Genomic DNA, 16,235 nt, shown 5'->3' with positions numbered 1-16,235 from the left:
CAGTCCGGGGCGGGGAGTTCAGCGGGCCCCGCGGCGCAGCAGGAGGTCGGCGACCACCGGGCGGTGATCGGAGGCCGTGGCCCCGGACTCGTGCGTGGCGGTGACGGTGACGTCCGGTGAGACCGTCACGAGATCGATGCGCTTGACCGGGTCCACCGCCGGATAGGTCTTGCCGCCACCCGGGGCCGCGTCCGCCAACGGGCCCCACAGCCGGGCCAGTTCAGGGGCGTCCGGCTCGGCGTTGAAGTCGCCGAGGAGCACCTTCGGGCCGGAGTCCGCGGCCAGGACGCCCAGCATGTCGTCGACCTGGGCGCGCCGGACCGAGGGGTCGGTGCGGTAGTCCAGGTGGGTCGCGTACACGTGCACCAAGGTGCCCCGGACCTTGACCGCCACCTCGGCGAAGCCGGGCGCGGGGGCCGGCGCCGGGTCGGGCGTCTGGGTGGACAGCCGGGTGATCTCGTGGTTCCACGCGCCCCGCAGCGGCGGGCGGCTCAGCAGCGCGACGCCGTACTGCCGCCGCTCCCCGCCGGGCGTGGCGGGCGGGAGGTCGTAGACCGGCGCGAAGAAGACCCGCATGCCCAGCTTTCCGGCCAGTTCCCGGGCCTCGTCCGTGAAGTCGCTCCGCGCACCCCAGTGCACGTCGACCTCCTGCAAGCCGATCACGTCGGCGTCCAGGTCCCGGATCGCCGCCGCCGTGCGGTCGAGGTCGAAGACGTCGTCCTGGCCGGCTCCGGCGTGGATGTTGTACGTGGCCACGCGCAACGGCACGCGGGGCGCGGCCGGTCCGGCGCCGGTCACTCCGTCCGCCGCGGTCGCGCCGGGCGATGCGGCGCCGAGCGCGGCGGTGGCGGCGAGCACGGCGGCGGCCAGTACGCGCGGAGCGGCGCGTCGGGGCTTGCGGTCCACTGAATCCTCCCGAGGTGGTTCTTGTAGGTCGGCTGGGCGGTACCCCTGCCTCAACCCGTCGGCGCGGGCGCGGGGTTGCCCTGATGGGTGAAGGCCGCCCAGTGGTGAAGGCCGTGCAGGTCGGAGCGGGCGGCCTCGTGGCGGAGCGGCTCGTCGAGGTCGAACGGGAGCCTGCGGTGGGGGTCGAGCATCCACAGCTGGGCGGCCCGCAGGGCGTCGGGCGGGGCCAGCCCGCCCGCGGTGAGGTGGTGGTGGAAGACGGCCATCATCACGGCGGTCGGACCGTCCCGCACCGCCCACCGCGACCCCACGACGTCGGCGGCCCCACGCGTGATCAGCGCGGTGGCGAGCGTCAGCGACTCGTCGTGGTGACGCGTGCTCAGGTCGGTCTCGCAGGCACTGAGCACGACCAGCGGACCGGCGGTGTCCGGCCGCGGCCCTGCGGCACCGTCGAGGAGACCGGCCACGGTGAGCCGGCCGCTGTCCCGGCCCGCGCCGGGCGCGACGGCCAGCCGCAGCGCGGACTCGGTGGGGCGCGGCGCGGCCCAGGCATGACAGGCCAGGTGGACCACGGACGCCGGTGACGCACCGCCGGGCAGCACCGCGAGCAGGTCCGCCGGTGTCCCCGCCGCGTCCGGCTCCTCGCCGGTGTCCAGGAACTCGCCGTAGCGCAGCGCCCCGGGATAGCAGGAGGCGTACAGCGCGGCCGTCTCCACCTCGGCCCAGGGCAGGGTCAGTTCCGGGTCGGCGACGAGCACCTGCCGCCCCTCGGCGGGGGGCATCCGGCGCCGGCCGGCCGCGGCGAGGAACTGCGTCCCGGACGGCGCGTAGCTGATGACGGCCTCCTGACAGGCGTACCGGTGGCCGTGCCCGCCGGCGCCCCCGGTCCGCGCGGCGTGCCACGGTACGACACTGATCCGGCCGCAGGGCACCAGCACGAGCCGCGGCGGCCGGTCCGGCGGCACCCGCGCGCCCGGTGCCGAGCGCACCGCCGAGAGCACCGGACCCATGACCGCCGGCCACGCCCAGTCGCACAGGGCGCGCAGCGCGGCCTGCCAGTCCAGCTCGAAGGCGGCCCGGTACGACGTGTGCATGGTCGGGTGGACGAGCGCCCGGGAACGCGCCACCGCGGCCTTGAGGTACCGCTCCAGCGGCGCGCTGCCGGGACGGATCAACTCCGGAAGCGGCAGCATGACGGGTTCGGCGCCGGGACGCAGGATCAGCGCGTGGCCGGGGTACGAGCCGCCGGTCGGGGGCAGCGGCAGGCCCGGCAGCAGATAGACCAGCGCGTCCGCGCCCGAGGCGGCGAGACCCTCGGTGAGCGCGGCGACGTCCGCGGCGCCCACCACCTGCCGGGCGCGCCGGCCTTGTCCGGGGCGGGGACGGACACCCAGCGCGGCCAGTGCGTCACGCCGCAGGGCGCTGGGGATGGGCGGGGTGGCGGCGGCCGGGGCCGACGCGTCACCGGTCCGCGGGCGCAGCGGGTCGGCGGGGATCCGGGTGCGCCACCGCCGGGCCAGTTCCGGGTGGCCGGCGGCGTCGAGGAGTTCGGGAATGCTCCAGGAGGCGGTGGCGGCCTGGTGCACCAGGGCCCGCCCCTTCTCCAGACCGGCCACCGCGTCGGCGGGCCGACGGAGCAGGAGCGCGGCCCACGCCAGCCGCTCCGCCAGCAGGTCGCCGTTGAGGGCCGCGGACAGACCGTGGTCGGCCCCGGTCTGGAGCAGGACGTCGGCGGCCAGCTCGTCCAGCGCCTCATGGGTGATCTCCAGGAACGCCCGCTCGTCCGCGGCGGTGTGCGGACCGCGCCGGGAGGCCCGCATGAGGTGTGCCTCGGCCAGTTGCGTCAGGACGTCCACCCGGCGCCCCCCGCCACGCCCCTCGGCGAGCAGTGTCCGGGCGCGGGCCAGCTGGCCGATGGCGCAGTCCAGCAGCACTGGGGCGGTCAGGCCGCGCCGGACGGAGAGGAGCAGCCGCATGCCGAGGGTGACGCGCCGGTCGTACTCGTGGTGGTGGTACAGCGCCGGAGCGTCCAGATCCCGGGTGATCTCGGCGACCGTGCGTTTCAGGTCCTCCAGCTCGGCGGCGAGGTCCACCGCCGGCCCTGCCTCCCCGGCGGCCTGTCGCTGCCCGCCCGAGCCCAGCTCCTCGATCTGCTCCAGCCGCTCCGCCACCGCGCCGCGCCGGTCGCTGTCCACCGGCAGGGCGGCGTGCCGGGCGCGCAGCTCCTCGACCAGGCGCGGCAGTGCCTCGTGGTTCCCGGTACGCCGCGCGTGGCCCAGTTCGCGGTCCACGGTGGAGAGCAGGAGGTCCAGGGCGAACGGCGCGTCGAGCGGCAGCGAGCCGTCGTGGCGCAGGGCCGTGCCCAGCTCGCGCAGGGTGGCCAGGGAGCTGTCCGCGTCGTGGAAGCTGCCGCCGTACGAGGCGGCCTGCTCCTGGATCTCGGCCAGCTCCGCCCGCAGGGCCGTGGCCCACCAGGAGTCGCGGCTCAGGTCGATCGCCTCCGTGAGCAGGACGGCCGCGTCCTCCAGGTAGCCGGTGTCGCCGGTCCGGTAGGCCAGCAGCCGGTCGATGCGGGCCGCGTAGCGCCGCTCGCGCACGCCCAGCTCGGCGGAGAAGTCCCGTAACGGGCCGTCGAGATGGGCGACCAGACCGGGCTCCAGGGCGAGGCCGGCCGGCCAGTCCCTCAGACGGCTGCCGCGGTCGCTCTCGGCCGGCGGCACGGGCCGCTCCGCGGCGCGGAAGTCGACCGATCCGGGCTCCAGCGTCTCCACGTGGACCAGCAGCCAGGCGTGGAGCCGGGCGACCCGGGCCCGTTCGGGCGCGTCCGGTGGCAGTGCGTGGAGCGACCGCAGCGCCAGGTCGGCGGCGCCGCGCAGGCCGTCGGCGCCGGCCGCGCCGCCGACGGCGGCCCGGCGCAGCAGCGCCGCGGCCTCCGGGTCCAGTCGCAGCTCCTCGTACGGGTGGTCGCCGGTCCCGGACCGCAGGGTGGTCAGCATCCAGAGCAGGATGCGGGTGAACGTCGCCGTGCTGCGCGCACCGGCGAGGGCCACCAGGCCGCGTACGGCGTCGAGCAGCGCGGCCTCGGGGTCGTCCAGGGCATCGACGGGCCGCCCGCCGCCGGGCACGGCCGTGCGCGCGCCCGCCGCGTCTGCCCCGCCGGCCGCCGCCGTGCCGGCCGGGGCGGGGGACGGCGTGTCGAACAGGGTCGTGCCCGGCGCCAGCATCCGCTCGATGACCCGCTTGACGTTCGCGGTCCCCTGCTCGAACTCCGCGCCGATCGGCGCCGCCGCGATCCGGTCGACGATCTCCTTGGCCTCCACGAGATCCCGGCGCACCGACTCGGTCAGCAGTTCCTCCCCGTAGCCGGGGGTGAGCAGCGCGCTCCGCAGGACCGTGTCGGTGCCGTCGGCGCGGGGCAGGGCCCAGGGCACGAGCAGGAAGACCAGCAGCATGCGGGCCTGTACGACGAGCAGGTCGTCCACCGGCCCGTTCCGATCCGCCCACCGCAGGCGCCGCAACGCCTCCGCCCGCTCCCTGGCGCCGGAGCCGGACGAGGCGTGCTCACCCCCGTGCAGGCGGCGCATCCCGAGCACGAGGCCCACGAAGACGAAGACGACGAAGAAGTTCTCCCCGTGCTCCCGCAGCGCGGTCTCGATGCCGGTCAGCCGTTCGAGCAGCGGACTCCACGCCTCGGCGGGCTCCCCGCCCGTCGCCGCGTGCAGCAGCCGGTAAGCCTCCTGGAGCGCTTCGGCCAGCTCCTCCTGCCGTTCCGCCGCCCCGCCGTCGTCCCCGTCCCGCCGTACCTCGCCGACCATCGGCCCCCCGCCGCCCGCCCGCCTCGTCCCCGCATGATGCCTGCCCGGGGGCCGCTTGACCACCGAGCCGTCCGTGGCCGCACCTGACGGCCCGGTCTCCGGCCGGGCCGGTACCGCGGCGCGGGCCCGCGCCGGTGCCGCTCATGTCCTCGCCGTCCCCGGCAAGGCCGGATACCGGCCGTTTCGGGGTACACGCGAGGTAGGGATCAGGCGCTCAGGCAGAGGGCGGTCGGTATGGACGAGGGTGCCCGGAGCGGGGATCGACGGACGGACCGCGCCGGTCCCGTCATGACCTCGGCCGCGTACGAGGGCAGCCCCGCCGACATCGCGGCGGCACGTGACCTCGCCCGAGCGTTCCTGACGAGGGTGCAGGCCGATCACGGCCTGCCCGTGTCGGAGCGGGTGATGGGCGTGGTCCAGCTGGTGGTCAGCGAGCTGGTCACCAACGCCTGCAAGCACGCGCCGGGACCGTGCCTGGTCGATCTGGAGCTGTCCGGGGACGGCGTCGGGATCGCGGTCTGGGACACCACGCCGGTGCTGCCCGTGGCCAAGGCGGCCGATCCGGGCCGGGTGGGGCAGCATGGGCTTGAGATCGTGATGGCCGTGTGCCAGGGCTTCGAGGTGCACCGGGAACCGGTCGGCAAGCGGATCACCGCGTCCGTGATGCTGGCGGACGATCCCGGCGGGGACGTGGCCGGCCGCTCCCCGGTGTGACGACCGGTGAGCGGCCACCGCCTCGTACCCGGCGGCTCCCACGGGCCGTGGCACGCTCCGACCGAGTGGCAGAGGAGAAGCGGCGTATGGGTGGAACGGACGTCTCCCGGCCTCGCCGGGGCCGGCCCGTGGCCGGTGCCGGCGCGTCGCCCACCGGTCTGCTCGATCTGCTGAGCGTCGCCGCGGTGGTGCTGGACACGAACGGGCGCGTGGTCTTCTGGAGCCCCCAGGCGGAGGAGCTGTTCGGCTACACCGCGGACGAGGCACTGGGCCGGTTCGCGGCCCGGCTGCTGGTCCACGAGGAGCACTGGGACGAGGTCATCACGCTGTTCGCCGAGGTCATGGAGTCCGGCACCGACTGGGCCGGGGCCTTCCCGATCCGGCACAAGGACGGCAGCACGCGCCTGGTGGAGTTCCGCAACATGCGCCTGCTCGACGACCTCGGCGACGTCTACGCCCTGGGCCTGGCCGTGGACCAGTCGACCGTGGTGCGGGTCGAGCGGGGCGTCGCCCTCTCCGCACGCCTGGTCACCCAGTCCCCGATCGGCCTGGCCATCCTCGACCCCGATCTGCGTTACCTGACCGTGAACCCCGCCCTCGAACGCATGCACGGCCTGTCTGCCGGCGAACAGCTCGGCCGACGGGTCCGCGACGTCCTGACCTTCCTGGACACCGAGGCCATCGAGAGCCGTCTGCGCCAAGTGCTGGAGACCGGGGAACCGGTGACCGACCACTACGTCGTCGGCCGCCCCACCGCCGACCCGCACCGGGAGCACGCCTGGTCGGCGTCGTACCACCGGCTGGAGGACGCCACGGGCCGGGTGCTCGGCGTGGCCACGTCCGTCGTCGACATCACCGAGCGGCACGAGGCGACCACCGCCGCGACCCGCGCCCGGAACCGGCTGGCCGTGATCGCGCACGCCTCCGCCTCCATCGGTACGACCCTCGACGTGGAGCAGACGGCGCACGAGCTGGCCGGGGTCGTCGTACCGGACCTGGCCGACATCGCCTCCGTCCACGTGCTCGACAACGTCCTGCGCGGACGTGCCCCGTCCGTCACCGGTCCCGCCCGCTTCCGGGCCGTGGCCACCGCGGCGGCCCACGCCTGCGAAGCCGCGCACGCGGCCGAACCGCCCGGAAGGGCCGCCACCTACGACAGCGACCGTCTGCTCACCCGGTGCGTGCGCACCCGCCAGCCCGTACTGGTGGCCGAGACCACCCGCCAGGACCTGCGGAACATCGCCCGCACCAGCGAGGCCGCCTCCCTCCTGGAGACGACCGGGGTGCACTCCTACCTCGCGGTGCCGCTCCTCGCCCGCGGAGAGGTCCTCGGAGCGCTGAGCCTCGCGCGCGCGGGCAACCCCGCGCCCTTCGACGAAGACGACGCGCTGCTCGCCTGCGAGCTGGCCGGCCGCGCCGCGACCTGCATCGACAACGCGCGCTGGTACCAGAGCGCCCGCGACACCGCCCTCACCCTCCAGCGCCGCCTGCTCCCGCAGCTCCCGGCCCGCCTGCCCGGCCTGACGATCGCCTGCCGCTATCTGCCGGCCGGAGCCGCCAGCGAGATCGGCGGTGACTGGTTCGACGCCATGCGCCTCCAGGGGGACAGGAGTGCGCTGGTCGTCGGGGACGTGATGGGCAGCGGTATCAACGCCGCCGCCAGCATGGGGCAACTGCGCAGCGCCACCCGCGCGTTCGCCGGACTCGACCTCGACCCGGCGGAGGTGCTCCGGCAGCTCGACCGCCTCACCGAGGACGTCGAGCACACCATCGCCACCTGCGCCTACTGCCAGTACGACCCCGAGCGCGGCCAGTGCCGCATCAGCCTCGCCGGTCATCTGCCCCCGGCCCTCGTCCGCGCGGGCCGGCCGGCACAGCTCCTCGACCTTCCGTCCGGTGTGCCGCTGGGCGTCGGCGGCACGGCCTTCGAGACGACGGCGTTCGACTTCCGCCCCGGTGATCAGCTCGCCCTCTACACCGACGGACTGGTCGAAACCCGCTGCGACCCGATCGACGCCCGTCTCGACACCCTTCTCGACGCCCTGACCGCGACAGCCGGCCAGGATCTCGGAGAGACCTGCGACCGCGTCCTGGAGAGGCTCCGGCCGCCGGGAGGCGACGACGACGTGGCTCTGCTCGTGGCCCGCGCGGAGGGCTGACCCCCGGCACGGGACACCCGCCGTGCGCCGTCGCCCGGATCGGCGCCGGTACAGGGAATACGGGGTGTGCGTGTCGATGTGATCGGCCCGCACACCGGGGAGGTGCCCGTACCGTCAGCCCGCCCACTCCAGCAGGCGCTCGCCGGCCTCCGGTGCCCGCAGCCGGCCGAGGGACTCCTTCTCAAGCTGGCGGACGCGCTCCCGGGTGAGCCCCACCTGGTCGGCCACCTGCTGCAACGTACGGGACTGCCCGTCGTGCAACCCGTACCGCAGACTGAGGATCATGGCCTCGCGGGGTGCCAGCGTGCCCAGGGCGTCCCTCAGCTCCTCGGCGAGCGCCCGGTACTCGGCCACCTCCGGGGCCTGGAGCACGTCGGCGGCGGGGATGAGATCGCCGACCACGGTCTCGCCGGCGTCGTCCACGGGCGTGTCGAGACTGAGGGTCTGCCGCCCGACTCGGCGCAGCCAGGCGACGCGCCCCTCGCCGAATCCGCTCTCCCGGGCGACCTCGTCGTCCGTCGGCTCATGGCCGAGGCGCAGGTACAACCGCCGCTCGGCCTTCGCGAGCTTCTGGAGCTCCTCCACGACGTGCATGGGCAGCCGTACGGCACGGGCGTGCTGGGCCAGGCCCCGTTCGATCGCCTGGCGGATCCACCAGGTGGCGTACGTGGAGAACTTGAAGCCCTTGGTGTGGTCGAACTTCTCCACGGCCCGGATGAGCCCGAGGTTGCCCTCCTGGATCACGTCGAGCAGGGGCACGCCCCGGTGCGCGTGCCGCTTGGCGATCGACACCACGAGCCGCAGGTTGGCCCGGATCATGTGGTCCTTGGCGTGCAACCCCTCCCGTACGGCCGCCTCCAGCTCCCGGCGCCGGTGCGGAGCGAGGCCGCTCTCGCCGGCCTCGGCCCGTTCCAGTTCCGCCGTGGCGTGCACACCGGCCTCGATGCGCCGGGCCAGCCGCACCTCGTCCTCGGCGGTGAGCAGTGGGGTCGCGGCGATCTGGGCCAGGTACCGGCCCAGCAGATCGGGTTCGTCCCCGGTCTCCGGCACCCTGCTCCGCGGACGTGCGGAGCGGGCGGCGGCACGGCGGCGCTCTCGGGGATCCGCCGCCGCGGATCGTGCCGGCGCAGGCATGGTTCCGGCCCTCCGACTCTGTCGCTCGCTTTGCGCTCTTCTCGACTTCCGACGGGGTGCCGGGTACCCGGGCGGGAGGCCACGACACAGAGGGCCCGGCGATGGCCGGCCCACCGCCCGGCGACAGCGGTGTTTCGGCCAATCTCGGTCCGTCCGAAATACGTGTGTTCGATATCGCGGCCCGGTCGTTGAGCCCGACGACACGACCGGACGACCGCCGAGGGGGACCGCGGTGACCTGGAACGTTCACACCGGCGGGGCGACACCCCGCCCCGCGGCACGCGACGACCAGCCGTCCGGAACCGGGGAAAGGAGACATCGTGAGCCGTGTCTGGCTCCCGCCCGAGGAGTACGCCGAGCAACTGATGAAGGCGACCGGATTCGCCTGCGTCCACTTCACCGACGAGCGGGACCGGCCGGTCCAGCTCCACTCCCCGTACAGTCCCGCGCACCCGTGGCACATGCCCGGCGGCACGATGGAGCCCGGTGAGCGGCCCTGGGAGACGGCGGTGCGGGAGTGCCACGAGGAGACCGGCATCACGGTGTCCGGCCCGCCGCGGCTGCTGGCCGCGGTCTACGGACTGCCCGGCGAGGAATGGCCGTACAGCACCATGGGCCTGATCTTCGACGGGGGCCGCCTGAGCGACGCGCGGATCCAGGGCATCACTCTCGACCCGGAGGAGCACGACGAGTTCCGCGTGCTGCCGCTGGAGGCGTGGGGCCCGCTGATGCCGGCCCAGGACTTCGCCCGGCTGAACGCCGTGACGAAGGCCCGCCGGACGGGCGTGGCCGAGTACTTCGACACCTGGGACTGGGGGGAGGCGTGAGCGGGGAGTCCGAGCGACGGTCGGACGCACGGACGGCAGCCGCGCCGGCCGGTCTGCTCGCCGTCTTCGCCCACCCGGACGACGAAGCCCTCCTCGCCGGCGGTCTGCCGGCCCGGCATGCCGCCACGGGCGCCCGTACCGTCGTCGTCACGGCCACATGGGCGCCCGGCAGTCCCCGGGCGGGCGAACTCGCGGACTCGCCGGCGGCCCTGGGCATTCGGGAGCCGCCACGGATGCTCGGTCATGCCGACCACCGGGTCCCCGCGTCCGCTCCCGGCCGGTCCCGGTGGTGCGAGGTGCCGCTCGACGAGGCCGTCGGCCACCTCGTCGCCCACATCAGGGCGGTCCGGCCCGAGACCGTCGTCCCCCACGACGCCTACGGGTAGCCGACCGGGCACCCCGATCACCGGCACACGCACCGGATGGTCATGCTCGCGGTGACCGCCGCCGGGCTCGGGCACCTGTACCCCGAGGCAGGTGAGCCGTGGCAGCCCCGGGTCGTCCGGCTGGCGACCCATCCCCACTCGGCCGTGGCCGAGCTGGGCGAACTCCTGGGACAGGTGGGCAAGTCGGTGCTGAGCGTGCCGGACGCGCACGTCACCGACACCGTGGACGTCCGGCCGTGGAGCGGCCCGAAGCGGGCCGCGATCCTGGCGCACCGCAGCCAGGCGGAAGGGGAGCGCGCGCTGCCCGCGCTCCTCTCCCGGCTTCCGGAGGAGACCCGGAACCGCCTGCTCGGCACCGAGTACTACACCCGCGTCACCCTCGGTCCGGCCGTCCCGTGAGCGCGGTGAAGCGGTCCACGCCGATGTTGCCGCCGGACGCGATGACGCCGATCCGCCGGGGCGGGTCGCCGACGCGACCGGCCAGCAGGGCGGCCAGGGGTGTCGCGCCGCTCGGCTCCAGGACGATCTTCAGGCGTTCGAAGGCGAAGCGCATCGCGGTGACGATCTCGGCGTCGCTGACCAGGGCGATGGCGTCGACCAGGCGCTGGTTCAGGGGGAAGGTGATCGCGCCCGGCGTGTCCAGGGCCTGTCCGTCGGCGATGGTGCGCGGGACCGGGACGGTGACCCGTGTGCCGGCCTCCAGGGAGCGCTTGGTGTCGTTGCCGGCCTCCGGCTCGACGCCGATGACGCGGATGCCCGGGTGCAGCGCCGTGGCGGCGGTGGCGCTGCCGGCGATGAGGCCGCCACCGCCCACGGGCACGAGGAGGGCGTCCAACGGGCCGGTCTCCTCCAGGAGTTCCAGTGCGGCGGTGCCCTGGCCGGCGATGACGTGGGGGTGGTCGTAGGGCGGGATCAGGGCGAGACCGCGGTCCTCGGCCAGGGCGTGGCCGAGCGCGGTGCGGTCCTGGGTGTAACGGTCGTAGGTGACGACCTCCGCCCCGTATCCGGCGGTCGCCTCCCGTTTGGAGCGGGGAGCGTCCTCGGGCATCAGGATGACGGCGGTGGTGCCCAGTTCCCGGGCGGCCAGCGCGACGGCCTGGGCGTGGTTGCCGGAGGAGTAGGCCGCGATGCCCTTCGCCAACTGGTCCGGGGGCAGCTGGGCGGCGGCGTTGTAGGCGCCGCGGAACTTGAAGGCGCCGATCCGCTGGAAGTTCTCCGCCTTGATGAACACCTCCGCTCCGACCAGGGAGTTCAGCGTGCGGGAGGTGAGGACCGGGGTGCGGTGGGCGATGCCGTCGAGGCGGGCGGCGGCCTCGCGGACATCGGCGAACGTGACGGTCGGTGCGGCGGCGGCCATGGGCGTCCTTGAAGTGTCCTTGAGGGGCGGGGAGGTGTGCGGGGGGAGAGAGACGGATGGCGGGCGGGGTCACCAGCCGGTGACGCGCGGCCAGTACGCCTCGATCCCGGGCGTGGGCGCCTGCGTGCCGCCGGAGCCGTCGATGACGTGGTAGCCCTGGTGCTGGGCGGCGGTGGCGCAGGCGTGGTTGGGCAGGACCCGCAGGCGGGTGCCGATGGGCAGGTCGGGCAGGGCGGCGCCGTCGCGGGCGGTGAGGGTGCCGTGTTCCTGGCTGGCGGCGGTCATGACCAGGTCCGGGACCAGCGTGCCGGACAGGTCGGTGACCAGGCCGTAACCCTGGTCCTGCGGCTGGACGGCGGTGCCGCGGTCGCGCGACATGGCCATCCAGCCGCCGTCGGTGACGATCCATCCGTACTCGGGACGGTGGCCGATGACGGTGACCACGACCGACAGGGCGAGGTCGTCCAGGTCGCAGACGCCGAGGCCGGCCATCACCAGGTCGAAGAAGGCGTAGTTGCCCGCGCGGAGTTCGGTGACTCCGCTCAGGTCCTCGGCGGCGTGGGCGGTGGGGGTGGAGCCCACACTGACGGTGGGCACGGGCAGGCCGGCCGCGCGGAGCCGGTCGGCCGCGGCGACCACGGCGTCGCGTTCGTTCCGCGCCGCCTGGCGCTGTTCCCCGGCGGTGTAGCAGAAGTACGACTCGCCCGCGTGGGTCAGTACGCCGTCCAGGCAGCCCGCGTCGTGCAGGACCCCGGCGATGCCGGTGAGTCCCGGGGCGTCGGGCCTGAGGCCGCCGCGGTGGCCGTCGCAGTCGATCTCGATCTGGGCGGGAAGGGCGATGCCGGCCTCCCGTGCGGTCGCGGCGACGAACGTCGCCTGCTCGGTGCTGTCCAACAGGACGCGCAGGGTGACACCGCGGCGCAACAGGGCGATGACGCGCGGGAGTTTGTGCGGTTCGATGCCGACGGCGTAGGTGATGTCGCGATATCCGGCGTCGGCGAACGCCTCGGCCTCGGCGAGCGTGGAGACGGTGACGGGGCCGGGGGCGCCGTCGTGCAGGAGGGCGGCGGCGCCCAGGCTCTTGGCCGTCTTCACATGGGGGCGCAGTGCGACCCCGAGGCGGTCCGCCCGTGCCCGCAGGCGGGCGGCGTTGCGCCGAACCCGGTGCACGTCGACCACGGCGAACGGGGTGTCGGGGTCCGCCAGGGTCCTGGCGGCGGGGGAGGGCGGGGCGGGGACGGGCCCGGTCGTCATGGGCGGGTGACCTCTCACTTCGCGTAGTTGTAGACCGTGGCCCGGGACACGCCAAGCAGGTCCGCGATGGTCTGAGCGGCGTCGCGCGAGTCGAAGTAGCCGTCTCGTTGCAGCTGTCGTACGAGGGCCTTCTTGTCCTCCCGGCTCAGTGAGCGGGGCGTGGCGGCGCGCTCGGCGGCCCGGGTTTCCACCGCCTGGCGCAGTTCGCGCGCGGTGCGGTCCCGCAGGGTCTCCAGGGGCCGGTCGCGGTGCTCGGTGTCCGTGGCCACGAGGTTGGACAAGGCCAGGGTGACCGGGGACAGGACGGACACGTCCAGGTTCAGGCACAGGGCCGCGATGTACTCGCCGGCGGCGTTCTTGATGCCGATGGAGGTGCTCTTCGCCGGGCGGCCGTCGGGGAACTGGTTGGGATAGTTCTGGATGACGCTCGGGTACTGGGGGTCGGCGATGCGGGCCAGGCCCAACTCGGTCACCGAGTCGCCCACCTGACGGCCCGACAGGTTGTTCTCGATCGCGCGGATCGCGTGGTCCGGGTGCCGCAGGTCGTGCAGCACCACCTCGCACAGGCCGGGGAACATGCGGCCCAGCGCGACAGCGATCTTCTCGGCCTCCCGGATGAGATGCTCGTCCGCGCCGCCCTGGTCCGCGCTCTCCTCGGCCACGCCCCCCTGGGTCACGCCATCCTCCGTAGACTCACCGTCCATCTCTGGATTGTGAGTCTAAGGAGAGGGATGTGCCGGGTCAACAGCGATCACTCGTGATCGGATGAAGGGGCCGAGGACGGCACCTGCCTTCTACTCCACCGAGGGGGACACATGACCGACCGGTCCAGCGCGGCACACCGGTTGTGGCTGCGCGGCTTCCACCAGGCGGCACCGGGCGCGCCCAGGCTGCTCTGCCTGCCGCACGCCGGCGGCTCCGCGAGCTTCTACTTCCCCGTCTCCAAGGCGCTGTCGCCCGCGGTCGACGTGCTCGCGGCGCAGTACCCCGGCCGTCACGACCGCCTCGCGGAAACCCCGGCGGAGTCGGTCCAGGAACTCGCCCAGGGGGTGTTCCAGGCGCTGGACGAGGGGGACGGCACACCCCTCGCGCTGTTCGGGCACAGCATGGGCGCCCTGGTCGGCTTCGAGCTGGCCCGGCTCCTGGAGTCCGCCGGGCGGCCTCCCGCGGTGGTCTTCCTCTCCGGCCGCAGGGGTCCGTCCGTCCACCGGGAGGAGACCGTCCACAAGGGCGGCGACGCACGGCTGATCGAGGAGGTCGGCAAGCTCGACGGCACCGACGCCGCCCTGTTCCAGGACAAGGACCTGCTGGAGATGATCCTGCCCGCGCTGCGGGCCGACTACCGCGCGGTGGAGACCTACCGGCGCGCCCCGGGGCCGCGGTTGAACTGCCCCTTCGTCGTGCTGACCGGCGACGCCGACCCCCGTGTGACCCCGGAGGAGGCCCGGACCTGGGACCAGGAGACCGACGGCCCGTTCGAGCTGCACGTGTACCCCGGCGGCCACTTCTACCTGGCGGCGCAGCAGCAGGCCGTGGTGGCCCGGATCGAGGCGACACTGCGGCGACTCGGTCCCGGCGCCGGAGCGGTGGCCTGAGCCCGCGGCCGTAGTCGCCGAGCAGCGCGGGGCGGCACCGGTGGACCGGTGCCGCCCCGCGGGGGTGTGCGTCAGCCGAGAACCTTGGCGGACTCGATGACCACGGACTCGGTGGGGACGTCCTGGTGGCCACGGCGGCTGCCCGTCTTGACCGCCTTGATGGAGTCGACGACGTCCCGGCCCTCGGTGACCTTGCCGAACACGGCGTAGCCCCAGCCGGACGGGCTCTTCGCCGAGTAGTTGAGGAAGGCGTTGTCCGAAACATTGATGAAGAACTGGGCCGTAGCGGAATGCGGGTCGTTCGTCCGCGCCATCGCCACGGTGTAGTTGTCGTTCTTCAGCCCGTTGTCGGCCTCATTCTGAATAGGCGCCTGGGTGGGCTTCTGGTCCATGTCCGGAGTGAAACCGCCGCCCTGGATCATAAAGCCGCTGATCACCCGGTGGAAAATCGTGCCGTCGTAGTGGCCGCCGCGCACGTACGACAGGAAGTTCTCGACGGTCTTGGGCGCCTCGGCGTCGTTCAGTTCCAGAACGATACGGCCGAAGTTGGTGTTCAGCTCGACTGTCGACATCGGAAAATCTCCCTATTTCGGTGGGCCTGCCCACGCCTACGCTACGGAATATACGACCACGGGGCACATGGACCGGCGCCGCGGCGCCCCGTGGTGCGCACGGCCATCCGTCCGGGTCACGTCCTCACGACAGCCGGGGCGCGTCGTCGGGGACCGGGGGCAGGGCCAGATGGGCCAGATCGCCCGGCCGCGGACTCGTCACCGGCCACAGCGGAGCGGCCTCCCCGTCGGCGAGCGCCGCCGGCGCGTCGGTGAGGTTCATGCGCTGGCGCAGCCGGCCGTAGAAGTCCATCGGACCGAGCCGGACCGCCTTGAGCCGGCGCGGGGCGGCGTACACGCCGATCCAGTCGCCGGGGCTCAGCACCCCGCGCAACTGGCCGTCGATGCTGACCGCGGCCTGGCCCGAGCGCTCCAGCACCCGCAGCGCGATGGGCTCGTCCGGTGCGGCCACCACCGAACGGTTGAACACCATGTGCGGCGCGACCGGCGTGAACACCAGGGCGTCCGCGCGTGGCGAGACCACCGGACCGCCCGCGGCGAAGCTGTACGCCGTGGACCCGGTGGGCGTGGCCACCAGCAGGGCGTCGGCCGAGTAGGAGGCGAGCAGCCGGCCCGCCAGATAGACCCCGACCGACACCTGGCGGTCCCGGGCCAGCTTCTCCAGGACCACGTCGTTCAGCGCGGTGACGTTCAGGGCGACGCCCCAGTCGTTGCCGGCCTCGCACTCCCCGCGCACCTGCGGCGGGGGCAGCAGCGGCCCCCGCCCGTACCGCAGCAGCGTCTCCATCTGCGCGGGGACCTCCAGTCGGCACGACGCCCGCATGGTGAGGAGCATCCGGCTCTCGACGGTGATCCGCTCCTCCCGTACGGCGTCCAGTGCCTCCCGCACCGCCGTGGCGGGGACCTCCGTGAGGAAGCCGACCCGGCCGAGGTCGACACCGAGCACCAGGGCGTCGTTCTCGGCCGCGAGCCGCGCACCGCGCAGGAACGTGCCGTCGCCGCCCAGGGTGACGATCAGGTCCGGATCGCCCGCGCTGTCGACCTCCTCGCGGGCGCTGTGCCGCGCGCCCTCCTGCCACACGTCGATGTCCGCGCATCCCACCGCGTGCTCGGCGCACCACGCGCGCACGGCCCGCGCGGCGGTCGCCGCCTCGGCGCGCCCGCCGTGCACGACCAGACCGACACGGTTCACCGTCATATCCGCACACCGCCTCCCAGCCGGTTCGTACCGAGCGCCATCCTCGCCGCGGACGCGCCGGCCCGCACGCCACGCCGCCGGAGCCGGTCCCGCGACCGTCCGCGCGCATCCGGCACCGATCCTCTCCGTGTACCTCGTCCGCTCTCCGTGTACCTCCTCGTCTTTGCGCGTACCTCCTGACCTTCCGCGCACCACTTCGGCCCTTCGTGCACCCGTGTCACACGTGTCACAGCGGACCCACCGGGGAACCCGGTGCCCCGGTGTCCGGTCCGTGCCGGTGCGCACCGGCGCCGCGGCGGACGCCCCGACCACGTACCG

The 16,235-nt window shown here is 74.1% G+C and carries 12 protein-coding genes and 1 pseudogene; 5 read left to right on the top strand and 8 right to left on the bottom strand.

Features of this window, described 5'->3' with window-relative positions:
- Positions 1-18: 18 nt before the first annotated feature.
- Both IE273_RS18490 and IE273_RS18485 read right to left on the bottom strand, forming a co-directional pair.
- Positions 19-906 (bottom strand): endonuclease/exonuclease/phosphatase family protein, encoded by an 888-nt coding sequence (locus tag IE273_RS18490; protein ID WP_189816281.1) that lies wholly within the window; start codon positions 904-906, stop codon positions 19-21.
- A 50-nt stretch (positions 907-956) separates the two neighbouring features.
- The gene (locus IE273_RS18485; protein ID WP_189816280.1) at positions 957-4,721 is read right to left on the bottom strand and encodes a CHAT domain-containing protein; all 3,765 of its coding nucleotides are present in this window, start codon (positions 4,719-4,721) and stop codon (positions 957-959) included.
- 288 nt (positions 4,722-5,009) lie between these two features.
- Between IE273_RS18485 and IE273_RS18480 the strand changes: the two genes are divergently transcribed.
- Positions 5,010-5,435 carry an ATP-binding protein gene (locus tag IE273_RS18480; protein ID WP_189816279.1) on the top strand — a complete coding sequence of 142 codons (426 nt, stop codon included), beginning with the start codon at positions 5,010-5,012 and terminating at the stop codon, positions 5,433-5,435.
- 86 nt (positions 5,436-5,521) lie between these two features.
- Positions 5,522-7,594 (top strand): SpoIIE family protein phosphatase, encoded by a 2,073-nt coding sequence (locus IE273_RS18475; protein ID WP_189816278.1) that lies wholly within the window; start codon positions 5,522-5,524, stop codon positions 7,592-7,594.
- 114 nt (positions 7,595-7,708) lie between these two features.
- Here the strand turns inward: IE273_RS18475 and IE273_RS18470 are convergent, their stop codons facing one another.
- Positions 7,709-8,728: a sigma-70 family RNA polymerase sigma factor gene (locus tag IE273_RS18470; RefSeq protein ID WP_189816277.1), complete on the bottom strand. Its 1,020-nt coding sequence runs from the start codon at positions 8,726-8,728 to the stop codon at positions 7,709-7,711.
- Positions 8,729-9,048: 320 nt separating this feature from the next.
- Between IE273_RS18470 and IE273_RS18465 the strand changes: the two genes are divergently transcribed.
- Together IE273_RS18465 and IE273_RS18460 are read left to right on the top strand one after the other, a co-directional pair.
- Entirely contained in the window at positions 9,049-9,555 is a 507-nt protein-coding gene (locus IE273_RS18465; RefSeq protein WP_189816276.1) for an NUDIX domain-containing protein, read from the top strand.
- Positions 9,552-10,340 (top strand): annotated as a pseudogene (locus IE273_RS18460) (PIG-L deacetylase family protein). The gene IE273_RS18465 and the pseudogene IE273_RS18460 overlap by 4 nt, the downstream one beginning before the upstream one ends.
- Here the strand turns inward: IE273_RS18460 and IE273_RS18455 are convergent.
- The 3 genes from IE273_RS18455 to IE273_RS18445 all read right to left on the bottom strand — a co-directional run bounded on the left by IE273_RS18455 (position 10,315) and on the right by IE273_RS18445 (position 13,256).
- Entirely contained in the window at positions 10,315-11,298 is a 984-nt protein-coding gene (locus tag IE273_RS18455) for a threo-3-hydroxy-L-aspartate ammonia-lyase (protein ID WP_189816275.1), read from the bottom strand. The pseudogene IE273_RS18460 and the gene IE273_RS18455 sit on opposite strands and share 26 nt — an antisense overlap.
- A gap of 69 nt (positions 11,299-11,367) precedes the next feature.
- Entirely contained in the window at positions 11,368-12,552 is a 1,185-nt protein-coding gene (locus tag IE273_RS18450; RefSeq protein WP_189816274.1) for an alanine racemase, read from the bottom strand.
- Between the two features lie 14 nt (positions 12,553-12,566).
- Positions 12,567-13,256, bottom strand: coding sequence for a helix-turn-helix transcriptional regulator (locus IE273_RS18445; protein WP_229887279.1), 690 nt, complete (start codon positions 13,254-13,256; stop codon positions 12,567-12,569).
- Positions 13,257-13,367: 111 nt separating this feature from the next.
- Here IE273_RS18445 and IE273_RS18440 point away from each other — a divergent pair, with 111 nt between their 5' ends.
- Complete coding sequence (locus IE273_RS18440; RefSeq protein WP_308437046.1) at positions 13,368-14,147, top strand: thioesterase II family protein; 780 nt, start codon at positions 13,368-13,370, stop codon at positions 14,145-14,147.
- Positions 14,148-14,218: 71 nt separating this feature from the next.
- On the opposite strand, the gene IE273_RS18435 is transcribed toward IE273_RS18440, so the two are convergent.
- Both IE273_RS18435 and IE273_RS18430 read right to left on the bottom strand, forming a co-directional pair.
- Complete coding sequence (locus IE273_RS18435) at positions 14,219-14,719, bottom strand: peptidylprolyl isomerase (RefSeq protein ID WP_189816273.1); 501 nt, start codon at positions 14,717-14,719, stop codon at positions 14,219-14,221.
- Between the two features lie 124 nt (positions 14,720-14,843).
- Positions 14,844-15,917 (bottom strand): NAD(+)/NADH kinase, encoded by a 1,074-nt coding sequence (locus IE273_RS18430; RefSeq protein ID WP_189816272.1) that lies wholly within the window; start codon positions 15,915-15,917, stop codon positions 14,844-14,846.
- Positions 15,918-16,235 lie beyond the last annotated feature (318 nt).

It is taken from the genome of Streptomyces olivaceoviridis, assembly GCF_014650115.1.
GTDB lineage: Bacteria > Actinomycetota > Actinomycetes > Streptomycetales > Streptomycetaceae > Streptomyces > Streptomyces olivaceoviridis.
The sequence above is the reverse complement of the archived record's forward strand: the minus strand, read 5'-3'. Positions and strand labels throughout refer to the sequence as shown.